Source organism: Bartonella gliris (assembly GCF_045277155.1).
Classification (GTDB): Bacteria; Pseudomonadota; Alphaproteobacteria; order Rhizobiales; family Rhizobiaceae; genus Bartonella; species Bartonella gliris.
Genome location: NZ_CP123962.1, coordinates 637,263 through 662,301, shown reverse-complemented (window position 1 = coordinate 662,301; position 25,039 = coordinate 637,263). Strand labels below are relative to the sequence as shown.

At 38.7% G+C, this 25,039-nt stretch carries 20 protein-coding genes; 11 read left to right on the top strand and 9 right to left on the bottom strand.

Translation table 11 applies throughout. From position 1 onward, the window contains the following. Positions 1-26: 26 nt before the first annotated feature. Both rpsR and rpsF read right to left on the bottom strand, forming a co-directional pair. On the bottom strand, positions 27-275 hold the full coding sequence (gene rpsR, locus QHG54_RS02950; RefSeq protein ID WP_317994030.1) for a 30S ribosomal protein S18: 249 nt from the start codon (positions 273-275) through the stop codon (positions 27-29). Further along, entirely contained in the window at positions 275-682 is a 408-nt protein-coding gene (gene rpsF, locus QHG54_RS02945; protein WP_317993042.1) for a 30S ribosomal protein S6, read from the bottom strand. The genes rpsR and rpsF overlap by 1 nt, the downstream gene beginning before the upstream one ends. A 343-nt stretch (positions 683-1,025) precedes the next feature. On the opposite strand from rpsF, the gene QHG54_RS02940 reads away from it, so the two are divergent. The 7 genes from QHG54_RS02940 (at position 1,026) to gmk (ending at position 7,223) form a co-directional block, all read left to right on the top strand. Next, positions 1,026-1,613: an undecaprenyl-diphosphatase gene (locus QHG54_RS02940; RefSeq protein ID WP_406604411.1), complete on the top strand. Its 588-nt coding sequence runs from the start codon at positions 1,026-1,028 to the stop codon at positions 1,611-1,613. A 76-nt stretch (positions 1,614-1,689) separates the two neighbouring features. Beyond that, on the top strand, positions 1,690-2,634 hold the full coding sequence (fabD, locus tag QHG54_RS02935; protein WP_317993044.1) for an ACP S-malonyltransferase: 945 nt from the start codon (positions 1,690-1,692) through the stop codon (positions 2,632-2,634). A 20-nt stretch (positions 2,635-2,654) separates the two neighbouring features. Then, positions 2,655-3,392 (top strand): 3-oxoacyl-[acyl-carrier-protein] reductase, encoded by a 738-nt coding sequence (gene fabG / locus QHG54_RS02930; protein WP_317993045.1) that lies wholly within the window; start codon positions 2,655-2,657, stop codon positions 3,390-3,392. Between the two features lie 263 nt (positions 3,393-3,655). Then, positions 3,656-3,892, top strand: coding sequence for an acyl carrier protein (locus tag QHG54_RS02925; protein ID WP_317993046.1), 237 nt, complete (start codon positions 3,656-3,658; stop codon positions 3,890-3,892). Positions 3,893-3,996: 104 nt separating this feature from the next. After that, the gene (gene fabF, locus QHG54_RS02920) at positions 3,997-5,259 is read left to right on the top strand and encodes a beta-ketoacyl-ACP synthase II (RefSeq protein ID WP_317993047.1); all 1,263 of its coding nucleotides are present in this window, start codon (positions 3,997-3,999) and stop codon (positions 5,257-5,259) included. Positions 5,260-5,365: 106 nt separating this feature from the next. Beyond that, positions 5,366-6,475, top strand: a complete 1,110-nt coding sequence (mltG, locus tag QHG54_RS02915) for an endolytic transglycosylase MltG (RefSeq protein WP_317993048.1) — start codon at positions 5,366-5,368, stop codon at positions 6,473-6,475. Between the two features lie 82 nt (positions 6,476-6,557). Beyond that, complete coding sequence (gmk, locus tag QHG54_RS02910) at positions 6,558-7,223, top strand: guanylate kinase (RefSeq protein WP_317993049.1); 666 nt, start codon at positions 6,558-6,560, stop codon at positions 7,221-7,223. A gap of 46 nt (positions 7,224-7,269) precedes the next feature. On the opposite strand, the gene rsmA is transcribed toward gmk, so the two are convergent. From rsmA to lptF, 6 genes are all read right to left on the bottom strand, one after another. Beyond that, on the bottom strand, positions 7,270-8,100 hold the full coding sequence (gene rsmA / locus QHG54_RS02905; protein WP_317993050.1) for a 16S rRNA (adenine(1518)-N(6)/adenine(1519)-N(6))-dimethyltransferase RsmA: 831 nt from the start codon (positions 8,098-8,100) through the stop codon (positions 7,270-7,272). Further along, positions 8,091-9,104, bottom strand: coding sequence for a 4-hydroxythreonine-4-phosphate dehydrogenase PdxA (pdxA, locus tag QHG54_RS02900; RefSeq protein ID WP_317994031.1), 1,014 nt, complete (start codon positions 9,102-9,104; stop codon positions 8,091-8,093). Before pdxA ends, rsmA begins: the two co-directional genes overlap by 10 nt. Continuing rightward, positions 9,104-10,060 carry a peptidylprolyl isomerase gene (locus tag QHG54_RS02895; protein ID WP_317993051.1) on the bottom strand — a complete coding sequence of 319 codons (957 nt, stop codon included), beginning with the start codon at positions 10,058-10,060 and terminating at the stop codon, positions 9,104-9,106. Before QHG54_RS02895 ends, pdxA begins: the two co-directional genes overlap by 1 nt. A gap of 115 nt (positions 10,061-10,175) precedes the next feature. Beyond that, the gene (locus QHG54_RS02890; protein ID WP_317993052.1) at positions 10,176-12,515 is read right to left on the bottom strand and encodes an LPS-assembly protein LptD; all 2,340 of its coding nucleotides are present in this window, start codon (positions 12,513-12,515) and stop codon (positions 10,176-10,178) included. After that, positions 12,516-13,607, bottom strand: coding sequence for an LPS export ABC transporter permease LptG (gene lptG / locus QHG54_RS02885; RefSeq protein ID WP_406604410.1), 1,092 nt, complete (start codon positions 13,605-13,607; stop codon positions 12,516-12,518). Continuing rightward, on the bottom strand, positions 13,604-14,794 hold the full coding sequence (gene lptF / locus QHG54_RS02880) for an LPS export ABC transporter permease LptF (protein ID WP_406604409.1): 1,191 nt from the start codon (positions 14,792-14,794) through the stop codon (positions 13,604-13,606). Before lptF ends, lptG begins: the two co-directional genes overlap by 4 nt. Before the next feature lie 412 nt (positions 14,795-15,206). On the opposite strand from lptF, the gene QHG54_RS02875 reads away from it, so the two are divergent. Both QHG54_RS02875 and QHG54_RS02870 read left to right on the top strand, forming a co-directional pair. Beyond that, positions 15,207-15,653, top strand: a complete 447-nt coding sequence (locus QHG54_RS02875) for a DNA polymerase III subunit chi (protein ID WP_317993055.1) — start codon at positions 15,207-15,209, stop codon at positions 15,651-15,653. A gap of 187 nt (positions 15,654-15,840) precedes the next feature. Beyond that, on the top strand, positions 15,841-16,104 hold the full coding sequence (locus tag QHG54_RS02870) for a hypothetical protein (protein ID WP_317994032.1): 264 nt from the start codon (positions 15,841-15,843) through the stop codon (positions 16,102-16,104). Here QHG54_RS02870 and QHG54_RS02865 read toward each other — a convergent pair. After that, positions 16,101-17,390: an MFS transporter gene (locus tag QHG54_RS02865; protein ID WP_317993056.1), complete on the bottom strand. Its 1,290-nt coding sequence runs from the start codon at positions 17,388-17,390 to the stop codon at positions 16,101-16,103. The two genes, QHG54_RS02870 and QHG54_RS02865, sit on opposite strands and share 4 nt — an antisense overlap. A 597-nt stretch (positions 17,391-17,987) precedes the next feature. On the opposite strand from QHG54_RS02865, the gene bafA (QHG54_RS02860) reads away from it, so the two are divergent. Further along, complete coding sequence (gene bafA, locus QHG54_RS02860) at positions 17,988-21,854, top strand: BafA family autotransporter (protein WP_406604408.1); 3,867 nt, start codon at positions 17,988-17,990, stop codon at positions 21,852-21,854. Positions 21,855-22,223: 369 nt separating this feature from the next. Beyond that, positions 22,224-24,794: a BafA family autotransporter gene (gene bafA / locus QHG54_RS02855; protein WP_406604530.1), complete on the top strand. Its 2,571-nt coding sequence runs from the start codon at positions 22,224-22,226 to the stop codon at positions 24,792-24,794. The last annotated feature ends 245 nt before the right edge of the window (positions 24,795-25,039 follow it).

Genomic DNA, 25,039 nt, shown 5'->3' with positions numbered 1-25,039 from the left:
CCCAGCTACAGAGTGCATTTGCAATATTATCTTATAACATATGGAAGCAAGCCGAGAAAACGGGCACGTTTGATGGCATTAGCCAATTCACGCTGTTTTTTCTGGCTGACGGCCGTAATCCGTGAAGGAACGATTTTTCCACGTTCTGAAATATAACGCTGTAATAATTTAACGTCTTTATAATCAATCTTTGGAGCATTGACACCTGAAAAGGGACATGTTTTGCGACGGCGATGAAACGGGCGACGTGTCGCAGTTTGATTAAGCTCAGTCATCATTCTACTCCTTCTATGACATCTTCACGTTGACGACGTTGAGAGCGAGGACGCTCTTCATCTTGCCCAATGCGACTGTTGCGATCAAGGCGAGAGAGCATAGCAGACTTTTCTTTTTCGTGTTTTTCTACACGAATGGTCATATAACGCAAAATGTCTTCATTGATGCGCATTTGACGTTCAACTTCAGCAATTGCTGCGGCTGGTGCGTCAATATTAACCAGCACATAATAAGCTTTACGGTTTTTGCGAATACGATAAGCGAGGGGACGTAGACCCCAGTTTTCTACACGCCCAACTTTTCCACCGTGCGCTTCAATGACACCTTTGTAGACACTCAAAAGTTCATCAATTTGCTGCGGTGCAATATCCTGTCGGGCAAGAAACATATGTTCATAAAGAGCCATTGTTTTGCCTTTCTTCAATTAAACTTTACCGGTTTTAGCGCAAAGCCTCTGCGACTTGTCTTTTTTGGAGACCCAAAGAAGAAAGGACGCGTTTACAATTCGAGACATTCGAGAGCGGAGATACGGGAGGTCGGAAATATTGCATTTCCTACTGATTATTTTCAGTCCTCCGTTCAACCTCCAGCCAAAGTGCCGGTAACGAACGTTTGACATTTACAGCTTATCTTTAAAAATAGCAAGTTTATCCACATAAAAAATATTTATTGAATCTTATATTTTTATACGTTTCACTCTTCATACAAAGAGACAATATTGTACAGCTATAAAAATGAAGGAGAGAAGTATGGATCTTTTAAACCAGATTGATGCTGCACTTTTTGAAATGCTTGCTGGCAATCATCAATCATGGTCAGTTTTAGTTTTATTGAGTATTTTTTGTGCAAAGTTTTTGATTTACATTATTCCACTACATCTTTTTGCGCTGTGGTTTTGCGATGGAGTTATGGGACGACGTGTAGTGCTAAGCATTTGCGTGAGTATTTGTACGGCTCTTTTTATAGGTTATCTTATTTCTCTTATTTATTTTCGTCCACGCCCGTTTGTTATGGGGTTAACAACACCGCTGATTAAGCATCGTGCAACAGCTTCTTTTCCGAGTAATCATGCCTTAACTATTGCATCTTATATGGCGAGCCTTTATTTTTACCGATACAAAGTTTCTTCTAAGTTTGCAGCAGTATTTTTATGCTTGATTTGTTGGGCGCGTGTCTTTGTTGGTGTACATTATCCCTTTGATATTTTAGCGGGCGTAATTTTAGGAAGTTTGATAAGTTGGAGCGTTATTCAGTGTATAGCCCCATATTTTCCTAAGTTTTTATATCAAATTCCGCCATTAAAATATAACTTTAAGAGAGATGTCCATTTTAAATAAGTTACTTTATCTTGATTTGTGCTTATGAATAAGATCAAAAGAATATAATTTGATTGCACAATTTAGGAGTCGGTTGATGGTGGCAGCTTTTACTTTTCCAGGACAGGGAAGTCAGCTTGTTGGTATGGGCAAAGTACTTACAGAGCAATTTGTTGCAGCGCGGATGGTTTTTGAGGAAGTGGATGATGCTTTAGGTGAGAAATTATCAGATATCATTTTTGAAGGGCCAGCAGATGTTTTGACGTTAACAGCGAATGCGCAACCAGCATTGATGGCTGTATCCATGGCAGTTATTCGTGTGATGGAACAATTGGGTCTTAATATAGAAACAAAGGTAAAATTTGTTGCGGGACATTCTTTAGGCGAATACTCGGCTCTTTGTGCCACTGGTACATTTAGTCTTACTGATACGGCAAGGCTTTTGCGGATTCGTGGAAATGCCATGCAGGCTGCTGTTGCTGTCGGTGAAGGCTCTATGGCAGCACTTATTGGTTTGAATGAAAAAGATGTGGAAGAAATTTGTAAAACGGTTTCTGGAGAAGGACTGTGCCAGATTGCTAATGATAATGGTGGCGGGCAAATTGTTATTTCAGGTGAAGCAAAAGCGGTTGAGGTAGCAGTAGAGATTGCGTCGAAAAAAGGTGCTAAACGTGCACTTCTTCTTCCGGTTTCTGCGCCTTTCCATTCGTCCTTAATGCAGCCTGCTGCTGATGCCATGAAGAATGCACTTTCGACTGTTAACGCAATGGCTCCTCTTGTTCCTCTTGTTGCCAATGTTTCTGTGGCACCAGAGAGTGATCCAGAGCGTATTATTACGCTTCTTGTTCAACAAGTGACTGGGAGAGTGCGATGGCGTGAAACGATAGAGTGGATTGGTGCCAATGGAGTTGATACGCTTTTTGAAGTTGGTTCTGGGAAAGTATTAACAGGTTTAGCGCGTCGTATTAATAAGGATATAAGGGGATTAACAATTGGGACAGCTGAGGAAATAGAAGCGGCACTACGGGTGCTTGGCGTTTAATCTATCAAGGAGTCTAAAAGATGTTTAAATTAACAGGTCGTAAAGCTCTTGTGACGGGAGCATCGGGAGGAATCGGTGAGGCAATTGCGCGTTGTTTCCATGCGCAAGGGGCAATTGTTGGGCTCCATGGAACCCGTGAAGAGAAGCTTAAAGAAGTAGCTGCAGATTTGGGACAAGATGTTTTTGTATTTCCAGCTAATCTTTCTGAGCGTAAATCAATTAAACAATTGGCTGAAGCAGCGGAAAGAGAAATGGGTGGTGTTGATATCTTAGTTAACAATGCTGGAATCACCCGAGACGGTCTTTTTGTACGTATGCAGGATCACGATTGGGATGATGTCTTAGCCGTCAACCTAACAGCTGCTTCTGCTTTAACACGTGAATTGACGCATTCTATGATGCGGCGTCGCTATGGAAGGATTATTAACATAACATCTGTTGTTGGTGTTGTCGGAAATCCTGGACAAACGAATTATTGCGCTGCAAAAGCTGGTTTAATAGGCTTTTCTAAAGCATTAGCACAAGAAATTGCCTCACGGAACATTACTGTCAATTGTATTGCTCCAGGATTTATTAAGTCTGCAATGACCGACAAGCTTAACGAAAAGCAAAAAGAAGCCATTATGGCTGTGATTCCAATGAAGCGTATGGGAATGGGGCAAGAAATAGCTGCTACTGCTGTTTATTTAGCGAGCGATGAAGCGGCATATGTGACGGGTCAAACACTTCATATCAATGGCGGGATGGCAATGATCTGACGATTTGCTTTATTCCAACATTGATTTATAAGCTGTATTATTTTAGTAGTAGCGATTGAAATGGAAAGACCAGTTCTTTCTTTAACATAATGGTTAATTAATTGATGTCGGAATATCACGTTGCTTCATTTTCTAGGGGATATCCACAGGATGTTTTAAGTTAGTCGCTGAAAATTTTTAAAGTAATGCATCTAATGCTTGATTAGATAAACCGATATAGCTAACCAATTATAGGAAAATAATATAAATTCGAGGATTTCAATATGAGTGATACAGAAGAGCGCGTTAAGAAGATTATCGTGGAGCATCTTGGGGTTGATGCAGATAAGGTGGTAGAAAATGCAAGCTTTATCGATGATCTAGGAGCAGATAGCCTTGATACGGTTGAACTCGTTATGGCTTTTGAAGAAGAATTCGGTGTAGAAATCCCAGATGAGGCTGCTGAGACAATTTTCACAGTTGGTGATGCAGTAAAGTTTATTGATAAAGCTTCTGCTTGATTAAAGAAAGACAAAGGCATAACAATATTTTTGCCTTTGTTCTTTTGAGGGCTATTTTGAAAATACAGCTTTGAGAGGAAAATTCTCAATTCAAGGTTAAAACTATGAGACGTGTTGTTGTTACTGGTTTGGGATTGGTGTCTCCATTAGCTGGTGATGTCGAATATAGTTGGAAACGACTTCTTGAAGGGAAAAGTGGTGTTCGGCGCATTACTGAATTTGATGTGTCCGATTTGCCATGTCAGATTGCTGCGCGTATTCCTTTGGGGGATGGAACAAATGGTACGTATAATGCTGATTTGCATATGGAGCCTAGGGAACAGCGTAAAGTTGATGCATTTATTGTTTATGCAATTGCTGCTGCTGACCAAGCACTTGCAGATGCTGAATGGTATCCCAAGAGCGATGAAGATCAGATTCGCACAGGTGTATTAATTGGTTCGGGTATCGGCGGCATCGAAGGCATTGTTGAGGCTGGTTATACGCTTCGTGATAAAGGTCCACGGCGTGTTTCTCCTTTTTTTATTCCAGGGCGTTTGATTAATCTTGCTTCCGGTTATGTATCTATTAAATACAGTTTGCGCGGTCCTAATCATTCGGTTGTAACGGCGTGTTCGACAGGTGCACATGCAATTGGTGATGCAGCGCGGTTAATTGCGTTGGGTGATGCGGATGTAATGGCGGCAGGAGGTACTGAATCTCCAATAAACCGGATCTCTCTTGCCGGTTTTTCTGCTTGTAGAGCTCTTTCTACTTGTCGTAATGATGATCCTGAACGAGCATCGCGTCCTTATGATGCTGATCGTGATGGTTTTGTGATGGGTGAAGGCGCCGCAATTGTTATTTTAGAAGAACTTGAACATGCAAAAAAACGGGGAGCTCGTATTTATGCTGAGATTATTGGTTATGGTTTATCTGGTGACGCTTACCACATTACAGCTCCTTCAGAAAGTGGTGAAGGTGCGCAGCGCAGTATGATGATGGCTCTTGAGCGTGCACAAGTCAATGTAAGCGAACTTGATTACATTAATGCCCACGGAACATCAACAATGGCTGATGTCATAGAGCTAGCTGCGGTTGAACGTGTTTTGGGGCATTATGCGCCACAGATATCCATGTCATCAACCAAGTCATCTGTAGGACATTTACTTGGTGCAGCCGGTGCCGCTGAGGCTATTTTTTGTATTTTAGCTATACGAGATAATATAGCTCCAGCAACACTTAATCTCGATAATCCATCGGTTGAGACAAAAATTGATCTTGTTCCACATAAACCACGCGAACGAAAGATTGATACGATTCTTTCTAATTCCTTTGGATTTGGTGGAACAAATGCATCTTTGGTGATGAGGCGTTTTGGGGGATAAGAGAAGAGCCTTCTTTGTTTTTTCTGCTTCTGAGTTTTCTTTTTTAATTATAGGTTTGAGTGAGAAGTTATAGTGTAGCACCTAGAAATTGTTGAGGTTGATAGTTATGTCCGATGTGAAAAATGAAAGAGCACTAAAGGACGTAGGTGATTTCTCTTCGAACCATTTAGCAGATAATAATGGTATGTTAGCGCATAAAAAACGAAAAAAGTCGTATATCGTACGTAATCCATTGGTCATACTTGGTCATTTTTTTCTCATGCTGATCGTGGTTGTTATTCTGGCTATAAGTATTCCTCTTTATATTGGAAAAACTATTTTTGAAGGTAAGGGGACAGCGCAGGAAGAGCAAATTGTTCTTATTTATCCTGGAACAGGAATTCGTGAAATTGCTTCACTTCTTGAAAAACGTGGTCTCATTCGTTCATCTGATGTTTTTGTTTATGGAGTTGGTTACCATCAAAAAACAACGCATCTTAAGGCGGGTGAATATTTAATTCCAGCACATGCTTCAATGTATGATATTATGGATATTCTTGTGAAAGGAAAATCTATCGAACATACGTTTACGGTGCCAGAAGGTTTGACGGTTCAACAAGTTTTTGATCGATTAGCTGCTAATGAAATTTTGATTGGAGATCTTCCGGAAGTTTTGCCTCCGGAAGGCAGTTTGATGACTGATACTGTTCGTTTTATTCGGGGGACAACACGCAAAGAAATTATAAAGAGATTGCGTGAAGGACAAACAAAGTTAGTTAATGCTATATGGGCTACGCGTTCACCAGACTTACCCATCAAATCTATTGACGAGTTTGTTATATTGGCGTCGATTGTGGAGAAAGAAACAGGAATTGCAGCAGAGAGACCGCAGGTTGCTGCAGTGTTTTATAACCGTCTTGTTAAACATATGCGTCTTCAATCTGATCCGACGGTCATTTATGGTCTCTTTGGTGGAAAAGGGAAGCCCTCAGGTCGTGCGATTTACCGTTCAGATCTTGAGAAAGAAACGCCCTATAATACTTATAAAATTGATGGTTTGCCGCCAACAGCTATTGCGAATCCAGGTCGGGATTCTTTGAAAGCAGTGGCACATGCACCGAGCAGTGATGTGCTCTATTTTGTAGCGGATGGTTCGGGAGGGCATGTTTTTTCTAGAACTTTGGAGGAACATAATATGAATGTTCGCAAATGGCGTGCATTCAAGAAGACACATTAAATTTTTTAAGAATGTGGAAAATTTATTACTGAATATTTGATGCAAAATTTTGAAAAAAATTAAGAAAAAGTAGAGTGATATTATGACATTCTTTAAGAGTGAATCGAGTGCTAAAAAAATAAATCGGCGCCGCGGTTTTTTATTTATTCTCTCTTCACCTTCAGGAGCTGGTAAATCAACCCTTTCTCGGTTGCTTTTAAAAGATGGACAATTAGAGCTCTCTGTGAGTATGACAACACGGCAAAAGCGTCCTAGTGAGGTGGATGGTCTTCATTATCATTTTATTTCAAAGAAAGAGTTTGAACGTAAGCGTGATGAAGATGAATTTATCGAATGGGCAGAGGTGCATGGAAATTATTACGGCACTTTACGTGAAAGCGTTGAAAATGCGTTGAGTGCCGGTCAAGATATGTTATTCGATATTGATTATCAAGGCACCCAACAGCTTCAAAAAAAGATGCCAAAGGATACTGTATCTGTTTTTATTCTTCCACCATCAATGAAAGAGCTCATTTCACGGTTACATCGTCGAGCAGAAGATAGTCAGGATATCATTAATTTGCGATTGAAAAATGCACGAACGGAAATGCAGCATTGGCGTTCTTACGATTATGTTATGATTAATGAGGATTTGAATAAGTCCGTATCGTTTATTAAGTCGATTTATTTGGCAGAGACAATGAAACGTGAACGGTGTTGTTTTCTTGAATCTTTTATTGGTGGGCTTATTGCTGAAAAGGTTGATTAATGTGCTTATTGTTAAAAAAATTACGGTCAACAAAAAGTGAGGCTTTTTAAATCACTAAATTAGCCAAAGTTACAAATTCGGAAATTGAAAGTGTTTCAGCTCGGCGTGTTCCATCGATGCCAGCTTTTTCTAAAAGCGTTTCATCCCCAAGTGTTTTAAGATTTTGGCGAAGCATTTTTCGCCTTTGTCCAAAAGCGATTTTTGTTACAAAGCTTAATTTTTGTGCGGAGCAGGTGAGAGGTTGTGCACGCGGAATAATATGAACAACGGAAGAAGTTATTTTGGGTGCTGGTATGAAAGCTTGAGGAGGCACATCAAAAGCAATTTTGGCAGTGGTACGCCAGCCGGTTAAGACACTAAGACGTCCATAATGGGCGGATTGAGGCATAGCAGTAAGACGTTTGGCAACTTCACGTTGAAACATCAATGTCATTGATTCATAAAAAGGAGGCCATGGTTCAGCCAAAAGCCAATTTAATAAGAGTTTTGTGCCGATGTTATAGGGGAGATTTGCAATAATACGTGGTTTTTCTAAGGTTGTTTCAAAGAGCTTTGAGAAATCTTGCTTCAGCGCATCATTACAAATAAGTTTTAGTTTTTGCGGATAGTGTTTTTCTATCTCTAAGAGAGCCGGTATACAGCGCTCATCACGCTCTATCGCTGTTACAATAGCACCCTTTGCAAGTAAGGCGCGTGTGAGACCTCCAGGACCAGGACCAACTTCAATAACAGGTTTTCCCTCTAGATTTCCTGCTTGATGAGCAATTTTAGATGTTAAATTAAGATCAAAAAGAAAATTTTGGCCCAGGGATTTATGAGCGTGCAATCCATATATATCAATTACCTCACGGAGAGGAGGTAGATTATCTATTGGCATGGTATCAAACTATTTTCCGCAAGTTGATTTGCAAGTTTAAGAGCAGCAATAAAGCTTTCGGGAGAGGCTATTCCTTTATCAGCAATATCAAAAGCAGTTCCGTGATCTGGAGAAGTCCGAATAAAAGGTAGTCCTAAAGTAATATTGACAGTGGTGTCAAAGTCTAATGTCTTAACAGGGATAAGGGCTTGATCATGATACATGCAAAGGGCAACATCATATGCTTTTCTTGCACATTTATGAAACATGGTATCGGCAGGCAGCGGTCCTGCAATATTGATTCCTTTATTTTTAAGATATTCAATAGCAGGAGTGATAATTTCGATATCTTCTTTTCCTATTGTACCTCCTTCTCCAGCGTGAGGATTCAGTCCAGCAATAGCAAGACGGGGTGAAGCTATTTTAAATCGCGTTCTTAAGTCATTTTCAACAATGAATGCAGTTTGAATGATTAAGCGATGGGTAAGGCGTGAGGGAACTTCTTTAAATGGAATATGGACAGTAATTGGTACAGTTTTTAATCGAGGCCCGGATAACATCATAACCGGATGATAGCATTTACCAGAGGTTTGATGAGCCAAATGAGCTAAAAATTCTGTGTGGCCTGGAAATTCAAATCCACTATCGTAAAGGCTTTTTTTTGCAATAGGGCAAGTGACCAGTGCGCCCGCACGACCACTTTGAATCAACAGAACGCTACGTTCAATTGCTTCAATTACTCCAGCAACATTTTCTGGTGCAGGCAAGCCAAATTGGTCACTTTGTCGGTTTTTTAATGGTATTACAGGAAGAGCCGCTTGAAAGTTTTTCACAGGATTATCTGTTAAAACGGTTTCTACCTTAACATCAATCTGTAAAAAATGAGCACGCGAACGAATAACGTCTGGATCAGCGAGAAGAACAAAAGGTGGAATTTGACGTGTAGCACGCAAACTCCATGCTTTTAGTGCTATTTCAGGACCGATTCCAGCAGGATCACCACCACTAACAACAAGTGCAGCCATCATGAGTTTTGAATACGCGCTACCCGTCGCAATTCTTCTAAATATTTTTTGCTTAAGCTTTCGAGTTTTTGCGGGCTTTTTTGCTTATTATCTTGAATAGAAAATATGAGTCGGGCAACGTAATCATCAGAAACTCTTGTTATTTTGCAGACAGCAAGTGCTTCAATCCCATGCGATGTTTCTTGCAATTTGGTCATTTTTCCAACAGGTGTTGCACGGATAGCCTGTTCCCACTCCCTAGGAAGCTGGGGTTCAAGAAATTTTCCGAGATTACTGATAGTAACATCTAAAATACCTCTCGCCTGTTTTTGGGCGTTAGCACATCCCCGGAAATGCGCGCGGAAATTGTTTGCTTCTCTCTGACGTCTTTCAAAAATTTCTGAGCGGCGATGTGCAGGGATGACAAAAATAATTCTCTGTAGTGTATATTCATTGGTTGAGGGCTTAACACCACCATTTTTTAATATTCTGCGTACAGCTTCTTGTTCGGTAATCATACCAGTTTCAGCTTGATAGCGTGCATTCACAAGACGGCCCCATCCTATTTGTCCACGGATGTAATCCTTAAAATGTTGCACTGTGATATCATTTTGCATCAGAATATGGTTGAGTTGATCAATGGTCATATTATTTTGTGTTGCAAAGTTTTCAAAAGCACTTTCAACCTCATTATCGCTAACCTCAATATTACGGCGCTTTACTTCGGTATTCTTGAGTACTTCATTGATAAGCTCATTTTTAGCTTGCGCAAAAAGATTGCCCTGCTTTTGTTGCAATTTGAGAAAGGCAATGCGCCTTTGAATATCGTAATTTGTGATAGGATTACCATTGACTGTAACAACAATGACAGTCTGCGCGAAGACCGGTGGAATCAACAATTCACTTACCAGCAGATTGCTTACGCTCAAAGCAGCAACACAAAATAAAGCACGAGTACGCTTTTTAAATTTATTCATGTAAATAGGCCTTCGCATTGTTTATCAATCCTCATCAATTACTTAAAGTATACGTTTTTTTTCATAAAAACAATGATAAGTTAAACACCTATACATTCTCTTTATAAATCTGATTTTATTTTTTTCCGATATCTGCAATTGTACGCAATGAAAGAGAGAAATTAAAGTTTTGCAAGGGCGTTTTTTTGCCTGGATTAGTTACTTGCTGATAACCGAATGTTAGCCCGAAACATTCATCTGTATAATTCAAGCTAATTCCCCGCTTTACGAATGTACCGGAGACTAAATCATAACTGGCATTGCTATTAATAGACCAATAGTTAGCCAATTTCATACCAGTTTGAAAAGAAATTTCTTGGCGCTCTTGTGGATATTCATAAGATGGTTGGCTTGTGATATAGGCATATTGTACAGCTGCCCAAAAATTTTGCCATTTCTGCGACACTTCAATTTCACTGCGGTGAGCTTTGCCTGTTTTTTTATCAAAACGTCCACGAGTTTCTAGAGAAAAACCACTTTTATGGTTTGCGCCAAACATTGCAACATAGTCTGAACGTGTTGCTTCGAGGCTAGAATGAATGCCTACATTCACAAAATCTTTTTCTGCAAAAGAATTTTTCCCTGTAATATGAAAGGATTGCCCAAAAAGACCATAAAGAGACCAATCATTGTTAAAGTTTCCAGAATATCTTAGACCTATATTGGCGCGTGTCCCACCTTCTACGCGGTCATAACCAGAGAATTTATTACGTTGGAAGAGAGTGGTTGCGTCAAATATGAAGCTTTGTGCATCTTCATTAGGAATTTGTCCGATATATCGTTCATTATTGCGTATAAAAATTTGTGCGGTTGGTTCTATAATATGTGTAGAACTGTCAAATTTAATGAGGAAGGGATAACGTAATTCTAAACCGGCGGTTGCCATGCCACGGAATGCTGGGGAGGAGTCGTTTATTATATGAGAATCATGGTTTTCATGCATATTTTTTGTAATGATATCAGCACGTAAAGAAAGAATAGGGGTTAATATAAGCCCACTGTGTGTGTTGAAGCGCTTTTTCCATTCTAGCTCGTTTGTTAAACGAAAACTATTTCCAGCCATACCCGAAAGCCTAGCAGTGTTAAGCGGATGTCCATTCCAGTCGGTAGAGCTGAAGTCGGCATGACGGCGATATATTGATTGCATATTGCTATGAAAAGTGAGTAGTCCAGTATAAACTGATTCATCTGGTGTGAAAGAATAATCGATACGGGGGAGAACCCATGCTTGTCGAGAGTGGCGTTCATAATGAGGGTCATTTAATATCAGATCTTGAACCTTAAAATGGTAAAAACGCATATCAAAGTGGTTTTTACCTGCAAGACCATTCAAATAAAGCTGGGAAAGTTGTGTAGGATTGCTATAGTTCTCAAGTTTATAAGCACGACTAAAATGTCGATCGGATTGTGCGAGGATATCCCATCCGTAAGTCCAGCGTGAATTAATACGGAAATCCCCCTTTGTTGCTAGCATATACCGGTTTTTATGCTGTGCATCAATCGTATCATTATCAAAATTATGCGGGTTCATTTGGTATATATAAGCAAAGCGAATATTATAAATGCCTGTTTTTAAACGTTGACGCCATTCACCTTCAGTTAAAAGCCCTTGTTGGGTATAGACAGTAGAAGAAAGTGTGAAATCATAATGGGGAGCGAGATTCCAGAAATAAGAATTTTTTATGCCCAGTCCGAGATAATCGGAATAAAAAAGACGAGGTGCAAGAAGACCGCTAGCACGTTTCACAGTTGGATCATAGAGCTCAAAATTTGGAAACTGTACAATAGGTACACCAAAAACTTCAAAACGGCTATTTTCAAATCGAATTTTTTTGGTAGTATTATTCCATATGATCTTTCTCGATTTAATTTTCCATAAGACTTCTCTATCTGGTTTATAAGAGCAAGGTTCACAAGCTGTGTAGGTGGCATTATCGAAGACTGTTATCTGGTTGTTGCTGCGGGCAGCACTTGTTGCCGCGAAATGGACATTGGAGGCTGTATCAATGCGTAAGGCATTTACGAAGCCTTCGCCAAAATCTTTGGTCATATCAATCTGATTAGAATAAATTTTGTTCCCATCTTTTTGAGTAATTTCAACATTTCCTTGTGCTATAATACGTCCTGTTTTTTGATTATAAGTGACTTTTTTGGCGACAAGTTTATTGCCATCATATTCGATTTGGACATTGCCTTGTGCAGAAACAGTATTGTCATCACGATTGTAGATGAGTTCCTCAGCAGAGAGCAAGAGGGGGCGTACTGAATTTGGGGTACGATTTTGCGTAAGGGAAGTAAGGCTTTGCGCGTGTAGATAATAGGATAAAGACACGCTTAAGATAAAGCCAATAACACTTTTAAAAGCGAATGCCCTTAATTTTATTAAAATGATTTTCTTACTTGTTAATGGTTTCACTTAGCCATCCTCTTTATGAAGCAAAAAGGAGATTCCCAAAAATAATGCAATAACAACGGGTGTCCAAGCTGCAATAATTGGTGGAATGTATCCGGCATTACCAAAAGCTTGAACGAGTACGGAAATGACATAAAGCATGAAGCCAGCGATTACGCCACCAAGAATTAATGCTCCAGATTGTCCAAAGCGCGTAAAGTTCAAAGATACAGTTGCTGCAATGAGAGTCATTGCTATAAGCAGTGCGGGTAGTGCAATCAAAGATTGTAAATACATATCAAAGCTATTGGCAGAATAGCCAAATGAGCGTGCAATCATAATTTTTGTTGGCAATTGGTAAAATGGAATAGTTGCGGGATTCGCTAAACGTTCAGTTAAAAATTCGGGTTTGAGATTGGTTTTTATCTGAAATTCAGTAAAATTTTCAGGAGAGTGCCCACTTCTATAGATTGTTCCATTTGTTAACAACCAAGCGCCGTTTGTCAATGTTGCTTTTCTGGTGTTAATCCAATTTTTGACTGTTGCATTATCGTTATATTGTACAAATGTTGCATCGATAAGAGAAAGTCCTTGATCGGTGACAGATTTAGCACCAATGGTTGTTCTGCCTAAATTTGTATGTTGTGTTAACCATGGGATGCGCGTGTTATTAAGAGATGTTAGCACGTTATTACTGCGCCACTCAGTCATCATTTTTTCCGCTTGCGAAAATCCCCATGCGGCAAGTGGGTTAACGATAAGAATTGAAAATAATCCCAAAAGAAAAGCTCCAAAACAAGCAGGCATAAGAAACTGCCATGCAGAAACACCGATTGAACGAGTCACAACAAGCTCATATTTTCGATTAAGCGAGATCAACATTGTCATTGCAGAAAAGAGGGCAATAAAGGGGATAAGTTGTTGCATGATAAAAGGGATGCGTAAAACGGAGATGAGAAGTGCATCTTTTGCTGTATAATGGGGAAGATAGGATAGCCGACCAGAGTTTTCTGTAAAGTCGATTAAAAGAGACAGAACCAAAATAGCACCAAAAAAATAACAGGCCATTTTAAGATAACGCATAAAAAAATATCGTCCAAGCGTCCACCCCATCATGATTCCTCATTCGAAGGATATTGAGATTTTCGATGTTCAAATTTTTTCATCACTTTTTGAAAAAACATTTGAATAACCTCATTAAGTTTTGTGGGGATACCGATTCTATGATTTTTTAAGAGCATGAAAAAAACGAGCATACTCGTTCCTATTGGTGTAATATAAAGCAAAGGAACATATGCAAGATCACTTTTTGCTTTTTCGGCAAAAAAATATCCCATCCAATAAACAAACAAAGAAAGGGCAATTGCAGAGAAGTTTGCAGAGTTACGTGCTTGTCGATATGAACGTACATCTCCTGCTGCTGCTAATGAAATTAGTGAAAAAACAATTGGATAAAGCCATTCTGTAAGCCTGCGGTGAAATTCAGCTCTATATTGGAGTGGTTTGCGCTGATAGTAGGGGTCCTTCGGGTCAGGATTTAGCAAATAAGAAAGAGGTCTATCTTTAGGATAAATCGTGGGCGTTTTATCGTGGGGAATGAATTCATCTAGGTTAAAGGTATACGAGCTGAATTGAACGATCGAAACGCTATCATTTTGATGATTGATTCTTTCTATTTCACCATTATTGAGGACTAAAAAATTGCCGTTTTTATTGCTCACAATTGATGCTTTTGTTGCATAATAAAAAAGATCAATCTTAGGATCGCGTTGGTCAGCGATGAAAAGACGAGCAAGAGTTTTATCCGCATTCCGTTCGCCAATTTCTATGTAAAGGTTATTGGAGAGTTTTTGGAAGCTACCTTCACGAATGAAAAGATTAATAAGATCAGAATGGGCACTTGCTAGCATTTGTCGCATATTAAGACGTGCTTGAGGAACAACAAAACTGGCTATAAAAAAGGATGCACACGATGCAAAAATAGCGAGAAGAAGTATTGGTTTCCACACAGTACTTTTGGGAAAACCAGAGGCATTGATGATAGCCAGTTCTGAGTCTTGATTCATTGCCGAAAGGGTGCTGGTAATTGCAATGATTAAGGCAAACGGAATGACAAGAAAAATAACTGACGGAACCAATGAGAATGAAAACTGCAAGACGGTTAGGAGCGTTTGTCTACTTGTTGTGAGAAAGTTTATCCGTGCAAGAATTTGCACTGTCCAACTAATACTAATTGCTGCAATCATGACAGCACTGAACAGGATAAGAACGCGTTTTAGGATGTATAACTCAATAATACGCATAGATTGGCTAACATCCTCAATCTTTAATTAGAGGGCAGATACTTTACACTACCTTAGGTTAAAAAATATAATCAAAATTTAAAAACGACCTTTCCCTATATTGCATATTATTACCACATAAATAGTACAGGATAGCTCGTTAGCTTCAAACCCATTCTGCCATATATTTTATTCTATTTTCAACTGTAGTCTACAGAGAAGCTAAAAAACGAGTTAAAATAAATCTTTTTCTTAACTAGAAAATGACAATTTCTCTTTTTCTATCTTTAACCCACATGGAAAAAAAGATAATACATACAATCAGAAAAGAGGAATCATTATATCTTGGAATATTTCCTTTATGTAATGGCGACATAGATGATTCTCCAAAAAGATGTTGGCTTTTTTATAAAGAGTGATGAGGGCTAAGAGGGTGGATATTTTTTTCTATCATTTGACGCAGTCAACGCTGGAAGATATTTTGCCAACGCTTGTGGAGCGTGCGCTCGTTCGTTTTGGTAAGATAACAATACAATGTGTGAGTAAAGAACGACGCGATGCTATAGATACACGTTTATGGGTCTATGCTGATGAAGCGTTTATTGGACATGGAACTGAGTGTGATCAATATCCAAATTTTCAGCCTGTATTCCTTACTACAGGGCACGAAAATCCGAATGATTCCAAGATACGTTTTCTCGTAGAGGGAGCAATTTGCTCGGATATTGATGCTTATCAACGACTTGTAGTGATATTTGATGGCCGAATCGATGAGCAATTGAATCTTGTTCGTGCTCAGTGGAAAAAATATAAAACGGAAAATCATAATTTGACTTATTGGCAGCAGACTGACGATCGCTGTTGGAAAAAACAGGTTTGATGCGTTTAACGTCTCTTATTTTGATTTTTATAGGTCTGATGGGAATAATGGATTCAAAGATTTTTGTTGCAGAAGATCGGGAGGAGAACTTTGGTTTTTTGTTATGATTTTTTTCTGGGAGCAATAAAGATGTTGTCAACAATCGCTAACCGCTGTCTTGTTTGCAAAATATTTGAGCGAAATGATGATGATTGTTGATCGGATTTTGCTTATTTTATGGGCTGTAATGTTAGCTTTTTTTTGCGTTTCATGGTTGGGAACAACGCATATCCTATCGCGAATAGTTTCTGTCGCTTATATTGGCAATAGCGCAGATATTTTGTTCTTTGTTTTGAGTGCACTGTTTGCTGGAATATTGTGGTGGAGTGTACCGCAACCAATGTCTTTTAAAATAAAACTAGCGGCATTTCTGCCGCTAGCATTCGTTTTATTTTTCTTCATTGTGTTTTAGTTAGATATTTCATCATCCGTAAATCCAACAAAGCAAATCAATGAAATAAAAGAGGCAAGAAGTAAATAATAGCCGATATAGGAAGTACCAAAATGTTGCACCAGATGTTCTGCAATATAAGGTGCAAGAGATGCACCTACGATACCGGCTAAGTTAAAGGTTATAGAAGAACCAGTGTATCGAATTGCTGTTGGGTATGGTGAAGCTAAAACAGCACCAAGAGGACTATATACCATTCCCATGATCGACAAACCAATAGTAGACATTGCAAGAATTCCTATAATTCCGGAGTTTAAGAAATAAGGAATTACAAAAGAATAAATACCAGTGATGATTGTGATCCAAATCATTAAAGTTCTGCGCCTAATACGATCAGCAAGTCTTCCGGTTAGGACAGTAAAAATTCCGCAGAAAATAGCACCGACGACTTCTACTTGAAGAGCTTGATAAAATGACAATTGCAAATGGTTTGTTGAATAGCTTAACAAATATGCAGTGACCAAATAAAATAAAACAAATGTTGCCATGCCAGAAAATGTCCCAAGAAATAAGATTCGTGGGCATTTTAAAAAGACCTCAATTATAGGGACTTTGACACGCTCTTTACGTTCGAGAGTTTTTTTAAATGCAACGGTTTCGTTGATTGAAAGACGAACCCATAATCCCACAATCATGAGAACAACCGAAGCAATAAAAGGAATGCGCCATCCCCATGCTAAAAGTTCATCATGATCAAGGAAGTGCAAAAGACCTAAATAAACGACAATAGATGAAAATAAACCGATTGGAACGCCTAATTGAGGAAACATCGCATACCAACCACGTTTTTCTGGTGGGGCATTTTCTGTTGCCAGCAGAACGGCTCCCCCCCATTCGCCTCCTAATCCCATTCCTTGTCCAATACGGCACAAAGTTAAGAAGAAGGGTGCCCACCACCCAGCAGTTTCATAAGTGGGAAGGAAACCAATAATAACTGTTGACAACCCCATCGTGAGAAGAGCGGCGATAAGGGTTGCTTTTCGTCCAATTTTATCCCCAAAATGTCCAAAAACAATTGATCCAAATGGGCGTGCAAAAAAGGCTGCTCCAAAGATTAGAAAAGATTGTAAAATAGCAAGTTGATCATTTTGCGTTGGAAAAAATACATGAGGGAATATGAGTGCTGCAGCAGTTGCAAAGACATAAAAATCAAAAAATTCAATTGTTGGGCCAATAAGACTTGCAAACAAAATTCGACGAGGAGAATTTCTTTTGCTTATGTCTTGTGTTTCTGAGTTTATAGACATGAATAGAATGTCCCTTTCAGTATATGACAAATCAAATTATGAAACTAAATCTTATAATTATAAAAATTTTTAGGATCAGTGTCGAGTCGATATTATTATGATTCCAGTGTAGTAGAACAATGAAATAAATATAGATGATTGCCTTGTAAATGCATGTGAATTGAATGCAATAAAGACACTATTTTATATGCCATATAAGACAAAAGTCTATTTCTATGAAAGATACAATCTTGTTAATCTTGTTAATCTTGTGTTGCTATCTCCTTTAAAAAAACGACATTATTTTTACCGGTTTAGAGATCAATCTTAGTTTCTTAGACCAGTGTTTAGTATCTCAATAATGTTAAAAAAAGTTTTTATGGATACAATTATAACACTTTTTGATTGCATAAATGATATTTTCAAATTTTAGTTGTGTGTAAGTTTTAAGATACACAGTGTGGTATTTCAGTCAGAGTTTAGTGCGCTGAATGCTTCGTCTAGGATGGTTTGTTGTTTTACAAAACATGAGATTGAGCGGGTGCGTCATGTTGTTTTTATACATGCACTTTTTCCAAATATGCGGAACTTTTTATTTGCAATCATGGAGTGTGGAGAATGCAACATAAATTGAATCTGAGTTTTTGGGCATTAATGACCAGTGGTTTTCTCGTAAAGGTTGCAAATGCAAATGAAGTAGCTACAAAAGGAGAGAGGCCACTAATACCAGTAGACGTAAGTGAGCAGCTAGGAGAAATGGGCAAGAAATTCCCCAGTGAGAATCTCACAATTAAGGATGGTAAATTTGAGATTGTCAGAAATGGAGAAATTTCAAAAAATACTGTTATTCGAAAATACGGATTGCAAAGTGTTGAGTATGGAGGACAAACAGAGGAGGTTAAAATTCATGGAGGTGAGCAAATTGTTGTAGGGGAGGAGAGTTATGCTTATAATTCTGAAATCCATGGTCAAGGAGAGATGAACGGACAACAGAATGTGTATGAGGGTGGAGCAGCTTTTTTCACAAATGTTATGAGTGGAGGTGAACAAAATATTGATACATGGTTTGGAGATACAGGGGGATTAGCAGTAGATACGAGGGTCTTTGCGGCGGGTGTGCAGAATGTTTTAGAGAAAGGTAAGGCAAACACTGTTACTTTGGAAGAAGGGGCTCTTCAAAGAGTCTATGCTGGTGGGCATGTAGAAACACTGACGATTAATAGTGGAGCCAATTCTCTGATTTACTCCGGTGCTATATTGCAAGGAGAGATAAAGGTTAATGGTTCTGGAAAGCTTCATCTCTATGCTGGAGATAAGAGACACCAAACTACAGTAGAAGAAATTATTTTAAATGAAAAAGAGGCCCAATTATACTCTATTGCCACTAAAGTGGACGGGTCAAGCTCTCTGATTCAGAAATTAAATGGCAAAGGGAGTGTTATTTTTACTACTACTTATATTTCTACTGACTCCACTAAGCTTAATCCATACTATTCTCTGCTTTATGTTGCTGAACTTTCAGGTAATATACATTTCAATTTTAGGGTTAATCTTTCAGAGAGATACGGTGATTACCTTTTCATTGAGGAGGGAGCGGGTGATCATACAGTAAGCATCATGGATTCTGGTACTGAGATTACAAATTCTTCCTTCCATCCATTTGATTTAATTACTGATAAAAGTGGAAACGCTCATTTTACTTTAAACAACCATTCCGGTGAAAAAACTGATGTCGTGGATGGTGGAACTTATATGTATGATTTAAAACAGAAAAATAGTGAGAATGGAGAAGGAAAAACTTGGTATTTGGCTGCTGCAGAGGTATCTACTCCTTTCACTTCTCCATCTAATCCAGCATTGCCTATAGCTAAAACTGTTAAAAAAGAAGAAGATATTACATCTTCGAAAGATTCTATAGTTAGTTCTTATGCAAATAATTTCAGTTTTTATGCAGATTATTTTAGTATGGGTGAGAATGAAAGAATTCTGCAAACTTCCGTACTCAGTAATGATAGCGTAGTTTATATTTCTGATAATGGAGATTCGGATAATCTTAAATGGTCTATTAACACCATGGTTGAGGGATCTGGAACGCTTTATGTTGGGCCGGGTGGTTTCAGTAAGAATACTACAGTTGAAAAGGATGGTTCCGAAGTTGTTGGAGAACAAGGCATTTCGGAATCTGCTATTATTTATGCAGGTGGGCAACAAAGGGTAGAGGGTGGAGGGTCTGCACTGAAAGCTGAAATCTATGGCGGTAAGCAGCTTGTTTTCGGAGATGGTTATGTGAACGGTGGGATTATGGGGAGTAGCGCTTATAACACTACAATTTATGGTCAGGATAAAATGCGGGGGCAGCAGAGTGTGTATGATGATGGATTGGTTGTGGGAACAAAAATTATGAATGGGGGAATACAAATTCTTGCTAAATGGTTTCCAGACGATGATGATTTTGCACAAAAGAGTGGTGGATTAGCAGTTAATACTGAGGTTTTTGCGGGTGGTATGCAGCGTGTTTTAGCCGGAGGTGAGGCGGATACGGTTATTTTACACAGCTACGCTGTTCAAGAAGTTCATGCTGGTGGATCTGTAAAAAATCTAACAATTGAAGGCAAAGCCAATTCGTGGGTCTCTGCTGGTGCGATGTTGGCAGGAGAAATAAAGGTTCATGATTTTGGAAAGCTTTATCTTGATGCTGGAGATGATGAAGATCAGACTGTAGTAGAAGATATCAATTTAGAGGGAGAAAAGGCTAGACTATACTCTATCGCGAGTGGATATGAAGACACGAGTACCTACATTCAGAAGTTGGGTGGTGTGGGGAGGGTTATTTTTACGTCTGCTGATTCTGATTTATATTACTCTCAACTTTATATTGGGGAACTTTCAGGGAGTTTACATTTTAAGTTTCATGTTAGCCTTGCAGAAGGAGAGGGTGATTATCTTTTTATCAAGAATGGTAGTGGTTCTCATACAGTAAATGTTGTAGATTCTGGTATTGAAATTGTCGATCCTTCTACAACAGATCTTGATTTAATTGTTGATCAAAGCGGAAAAGCGCATTTTACTTTGAAAAAATTTTCTGGTGCAAAAATTAGTACTGTTGATGGTGGAACCTATGTGTATGGTTTGAAACAGAGGCAAGGTGATGATGAAAATGAAAAAATTTGGTATTTATCTGCAGTATACATCGATAATTTTTCATTTATTAACAATTTAACGCGTAACAGGAGCAGATCTCGCCGACATTTAGACCAAAATCAAAAGGTTTCTTTTCTCTCAGCTATTACAGCACCAGAAGAATATGCTGTTGAGTTGCAGCGTCGAAGATATGCCCGCCGAAACTTAAGTCAAAAAACCTTTGCTTCTGTTCATCCAGTTGCACTCTCTCTAAAAAATCAGTCTGTTGATGCGTCGCGTCCAATTAGCAGTCATCAATCTTCTGATGAGAAACAACAGCTCGTGGTTTCTGTTGCGGCTCAATCTTTAGCTTATCAGATGCTTGTGCGCCCAAGTGATCAGGATCAACCTTCTTTACAATCCGTTCAGGAATTGTCAGTTTCTGATTTTTTGACCACTCCCTCTACAGATGCAGTGTTGTCTATGTCCGTGACACCAGGGCTTGTTTTTCACAATGAGTTACAAACTGTACGTGCGGGGAGAGGAATTATAGACAAAAATAAGAAAAATGTGTCGCTATGGACCTATGCGATCAAGAGCAAAGAGAGTGTTGCGACAGAGCATCTAGATTTTAAGCTTGATCAGATGGGTATAGTGTTGGGTGTTAGTGGTTTAAGTGAACTGACAAGTGGAGCGTTTTATATTGGTGGTTTTGGCAGTTATGATCAAGCGCGTGTAGCGCATGCACGAGGTGGCATTAGTGGTATAAATACTTATAGTATTGGAGCATATGCGACTTATTTTGATCATAGTGGATTATATTTGGACAGTGTTTTGAAATATAATCAATATCAAACTAATCTGAAGGCTATTTCAACGAATGGCTTAGCCATTGAAGGAAATTATAATCAATGGGCAGTGGGCACGTCATTTGAAGCGGGGTATCGCTTTAAGATGGCTGAGAGTGGTTGGATGCAGCCTTATGCAAACTTAACTTGGTTGCAAGTTGAAGGTAAAGAAATCAAACTTTCCAATGAGATGACAGGTGATATAGGCCTCTTTTCTTCATTACGTAGTGAAGTTGGTTTATCTTTAGGGTATGAGTTTGGATCAGGAATGGGTGCTTCATCTCTAGCTTACATTACGGCTGCATGGTTGCGTGAGAATAAAGATAACAATCACACGACGATTAATCAACAGCATAAATTTACCACAGATTTGTCAGGGAATGCGGGTAAGTTTGGAGTTGGTTTGAGCAGTTTTGTCAGTGACCAATTAAAGCTTTATGCAGAAGCACATTATGTCAAAGGGCGTAAAACTAAGCAGTCCCTTCAAGGTATTTTAGGTGTGCGCTATAGTTTTTGAGCATATGTTTTGTTTTCTGATCAATTTTGAGCCTTTAAAATTAAGCACTCAGGTAAAGTGCTCGGGGAATAATTTTAAAAGGGAAGAAATACATTTTTATAACAAGTTATATGCTTCATGGTGGATGCATTTTTCTTGTATTTTGCTTTTTCTCTTTTGTAAAAAGTTAGAGGCGAGTGCCCCAAAAAAGCAATGTAGGAACTGCTTTATACTTTCAATAAAACAAAGAATTCCATGAGATGTAAAGAGCAATTTTTATAATATTAATAAAGTGTTAAAGATAATTCTTAAAATTTTAGGTTGAAAATAAATTTTGCAGAGCTAATTACCTTTGATGTCTACTCAGACGTAAAGGGGGAGGATATGGCTATGCAATATAAATGGAAACAAGGTTATTGGGCACTCATGGTCAGCAGCTGTTTTGTGCAATCAGTGGCTGCGAATGAGAGCGGGATACAACTTTTTTATCAACCTTCAGACTATGGCATAAATGAGAAAACACTCCATAGTCAACATAATGGGGATGTGAGAACAAAGGAATACACAAAGGTTAGCGCATCTAAAGGTGATGCCATTGTAGAAGCAGATGGCGGATCAGTTTTTTCGGGAATGCTTAATGGTATTGCTACACATAACAGTAGTGAAATATTAACTAGAAAAATACCCGATTCTGTTGGCAGGAATGATGTCCATACCGGACAGAATATGCAAGAAAACAATATTGCTGTACGTAAAAATCCTGAACTCATTTTTATTAATGATGGGGCATTTTTGGAAAATTTTGTACTCGATAATAATGGTAAAGCTTATTTTTCGAATGATGGTAAAACAGATAATCCAGGACTGTCGATAAATAACACGGTGAAGAATGGTGCAGAGATCTATGTTTATGCAGGGGGTCTTAGTGAGAATAGCAAAATTGAACATGGTGGGACTGAAATTGTTCAGGCTTCAAAAGGAAAGCAAGGATTTTCAAAAAATGCTGTTGTTAAAGAAGGTGGACGGCAAAATGTTGGGAATGGGGGGAAAGTAGAAGGGACAAAAATCTATGGTGGTGAACAACTTATTTTTGGAGAGGGTGATGTTGGAGGACAAATTAAAGGGAGTAGCGCTTCGGATACAGTAATTTATGGTCAAGGTGAAACATTAGGGCAACAAAAGATATATGATGGGGGAAGTGTTTGGAATACGAAAGTTATGCAAGGAGGAGTACAAGAGGTTGCAAAAAAGACTCAAAGTGCAAAAAACGGTGGTTTTGCGTTTGATACCCAAATCTTTGGTGGCGGTAAACAGCGTGTCTTAGAAGGAGGTAAGGCTATAGGGGTTACTTTAAATGAGACCGCTTTTCAGGAAATATCTACTGATGGATCTGTAAAAAATCTAACAATTAATGATGAAGCAAAATCATGGGTGCATGCTGGTGCGACATTAGAAGGCAAGACACTGGTAAGCCATTCTGGACAGCTTCATCTTTATGCTGGAAATGATCAACATCATACCACAGTAGAAGACGTTATTTTAAATGGAAAAGATACAAAATTGTACTCCATTGCCGAAGAGTTTGACGGAAAAAGCTCTATAATTCAGAAATTAAGTGGTAAGGGGAGTGTTATTTTTGCTTTTACTGGCTCTGATCCGTATTACTCTCAGCTCCATGTTAATAATCTTTCAGGAAGTTTACATTTCGAATTCAATACCACCCTTGCACACAACCGTGGTGATTATCTCTTCGTTGAAAATGGCAAAGGTAATCACACAATAAGCGTTACTGATTCTGGAGTTGAAATTACAGATCCTTTTTCAAATAAGCGTGATTTAATTAAGGATCAAAGTGGTGGAGCACAGTTTACTCTAACAGATCTCTCTGGTGAAAAAATTAACGCACTTGATGGTGGAACCTATATGTATGATTTGAGACAGAGAAAGGATGAAAATGGAAAAGTTTGGTTTTTGGCTGCGGACCGCATCAGTGGACCAGAATCTTCACTTCCTGATCCAACAGACCCATTTGCTCCTAGTTGGTCGTCAACGACTCCTTCAACCGATGCAATGCTTTCCACGGCGGTAGCCTCTGGGCTTATTTTTAACAATGAGCTGCAAATGGTGCGTACTGGCAGAGGAATTCTGGACCAAAACAGGAAAAATACAGATCTATGGGCTTATGCGATTAAAAGCAGAGAACGTGTCGCTGCAGGTCATACACATTTTAAGCTTGAGCAGACAGGTATAGTGTTTGGTGCTGATCAGTTGAATGAGCTAACACATGGGGATTTGTATGTTGGTGGTTTTGGTAGTTATGATCAAGTACGCATTGCTCATGAAAGAGGTGGTGATAGCGACATAAGCGGTTATAGCGTTGGAACTTATGCGACTTACTTTGATAATCGCGGGTGGTATATGGATGGCGTTTTAAAATATAATTACTATCGAGATAATCTGAAAGCTGTTTCAACGAACGGTTTAGCCATTCAAGGCAATTATAATCAGTGGGCTATAGGGGGGGCATTTGAAATTGGCTGTCGTTTTGAGCCAGCACAAAGCACATGGATGCAACCTTATATCAAACTAACAGGGGTACAAGTTGAAGGTAAAAAAGTCAAGCTTTCCAATGGAATGACAGGTGACATAAACCCATTGACGTCATTCAGGAGTGAAGTTGGATTAACAGCAGGTCATGAATTTATTGTTGGTGCAAAAGCTCCTTTAACAGCTTACATTACGGCAGCTTGGTTGCGTGAGAATGTGAATAATAATCATACGATAATTAATAACCAGCATAAATTTATCACAGACTTGTCAGGAAATGCTGGTAAATTAGGAATAGGTTTAAACAGTTTTGTCAATGACAAATTGAAGCTTTATGCGGAAGCGCATTATCTTAAAGGAAATAAGATTAAGCAATCACTTCAAGGTATTTTGGGATTACGCTATAGTTTCTAAAGATATGTGTTTATTCTCTGGGTAATCTTAGAGATCTCATTGTTTTCGTGAGCAAAATATCTAATGTCTATACGTTTGTTAGAGCGTATAGACATTGGGGATGATCTTACATTCTCTTAAAAGCAATGTAGTTCTTAAAAGCCATGTCACTTTTTCAATTATTATTGTAAGTTTTATAAATTGTGCTTTGAATATAAAGGCATAATTTGTATTTTTTTGAGTTATAAAACTTTAGATTAGAAGCT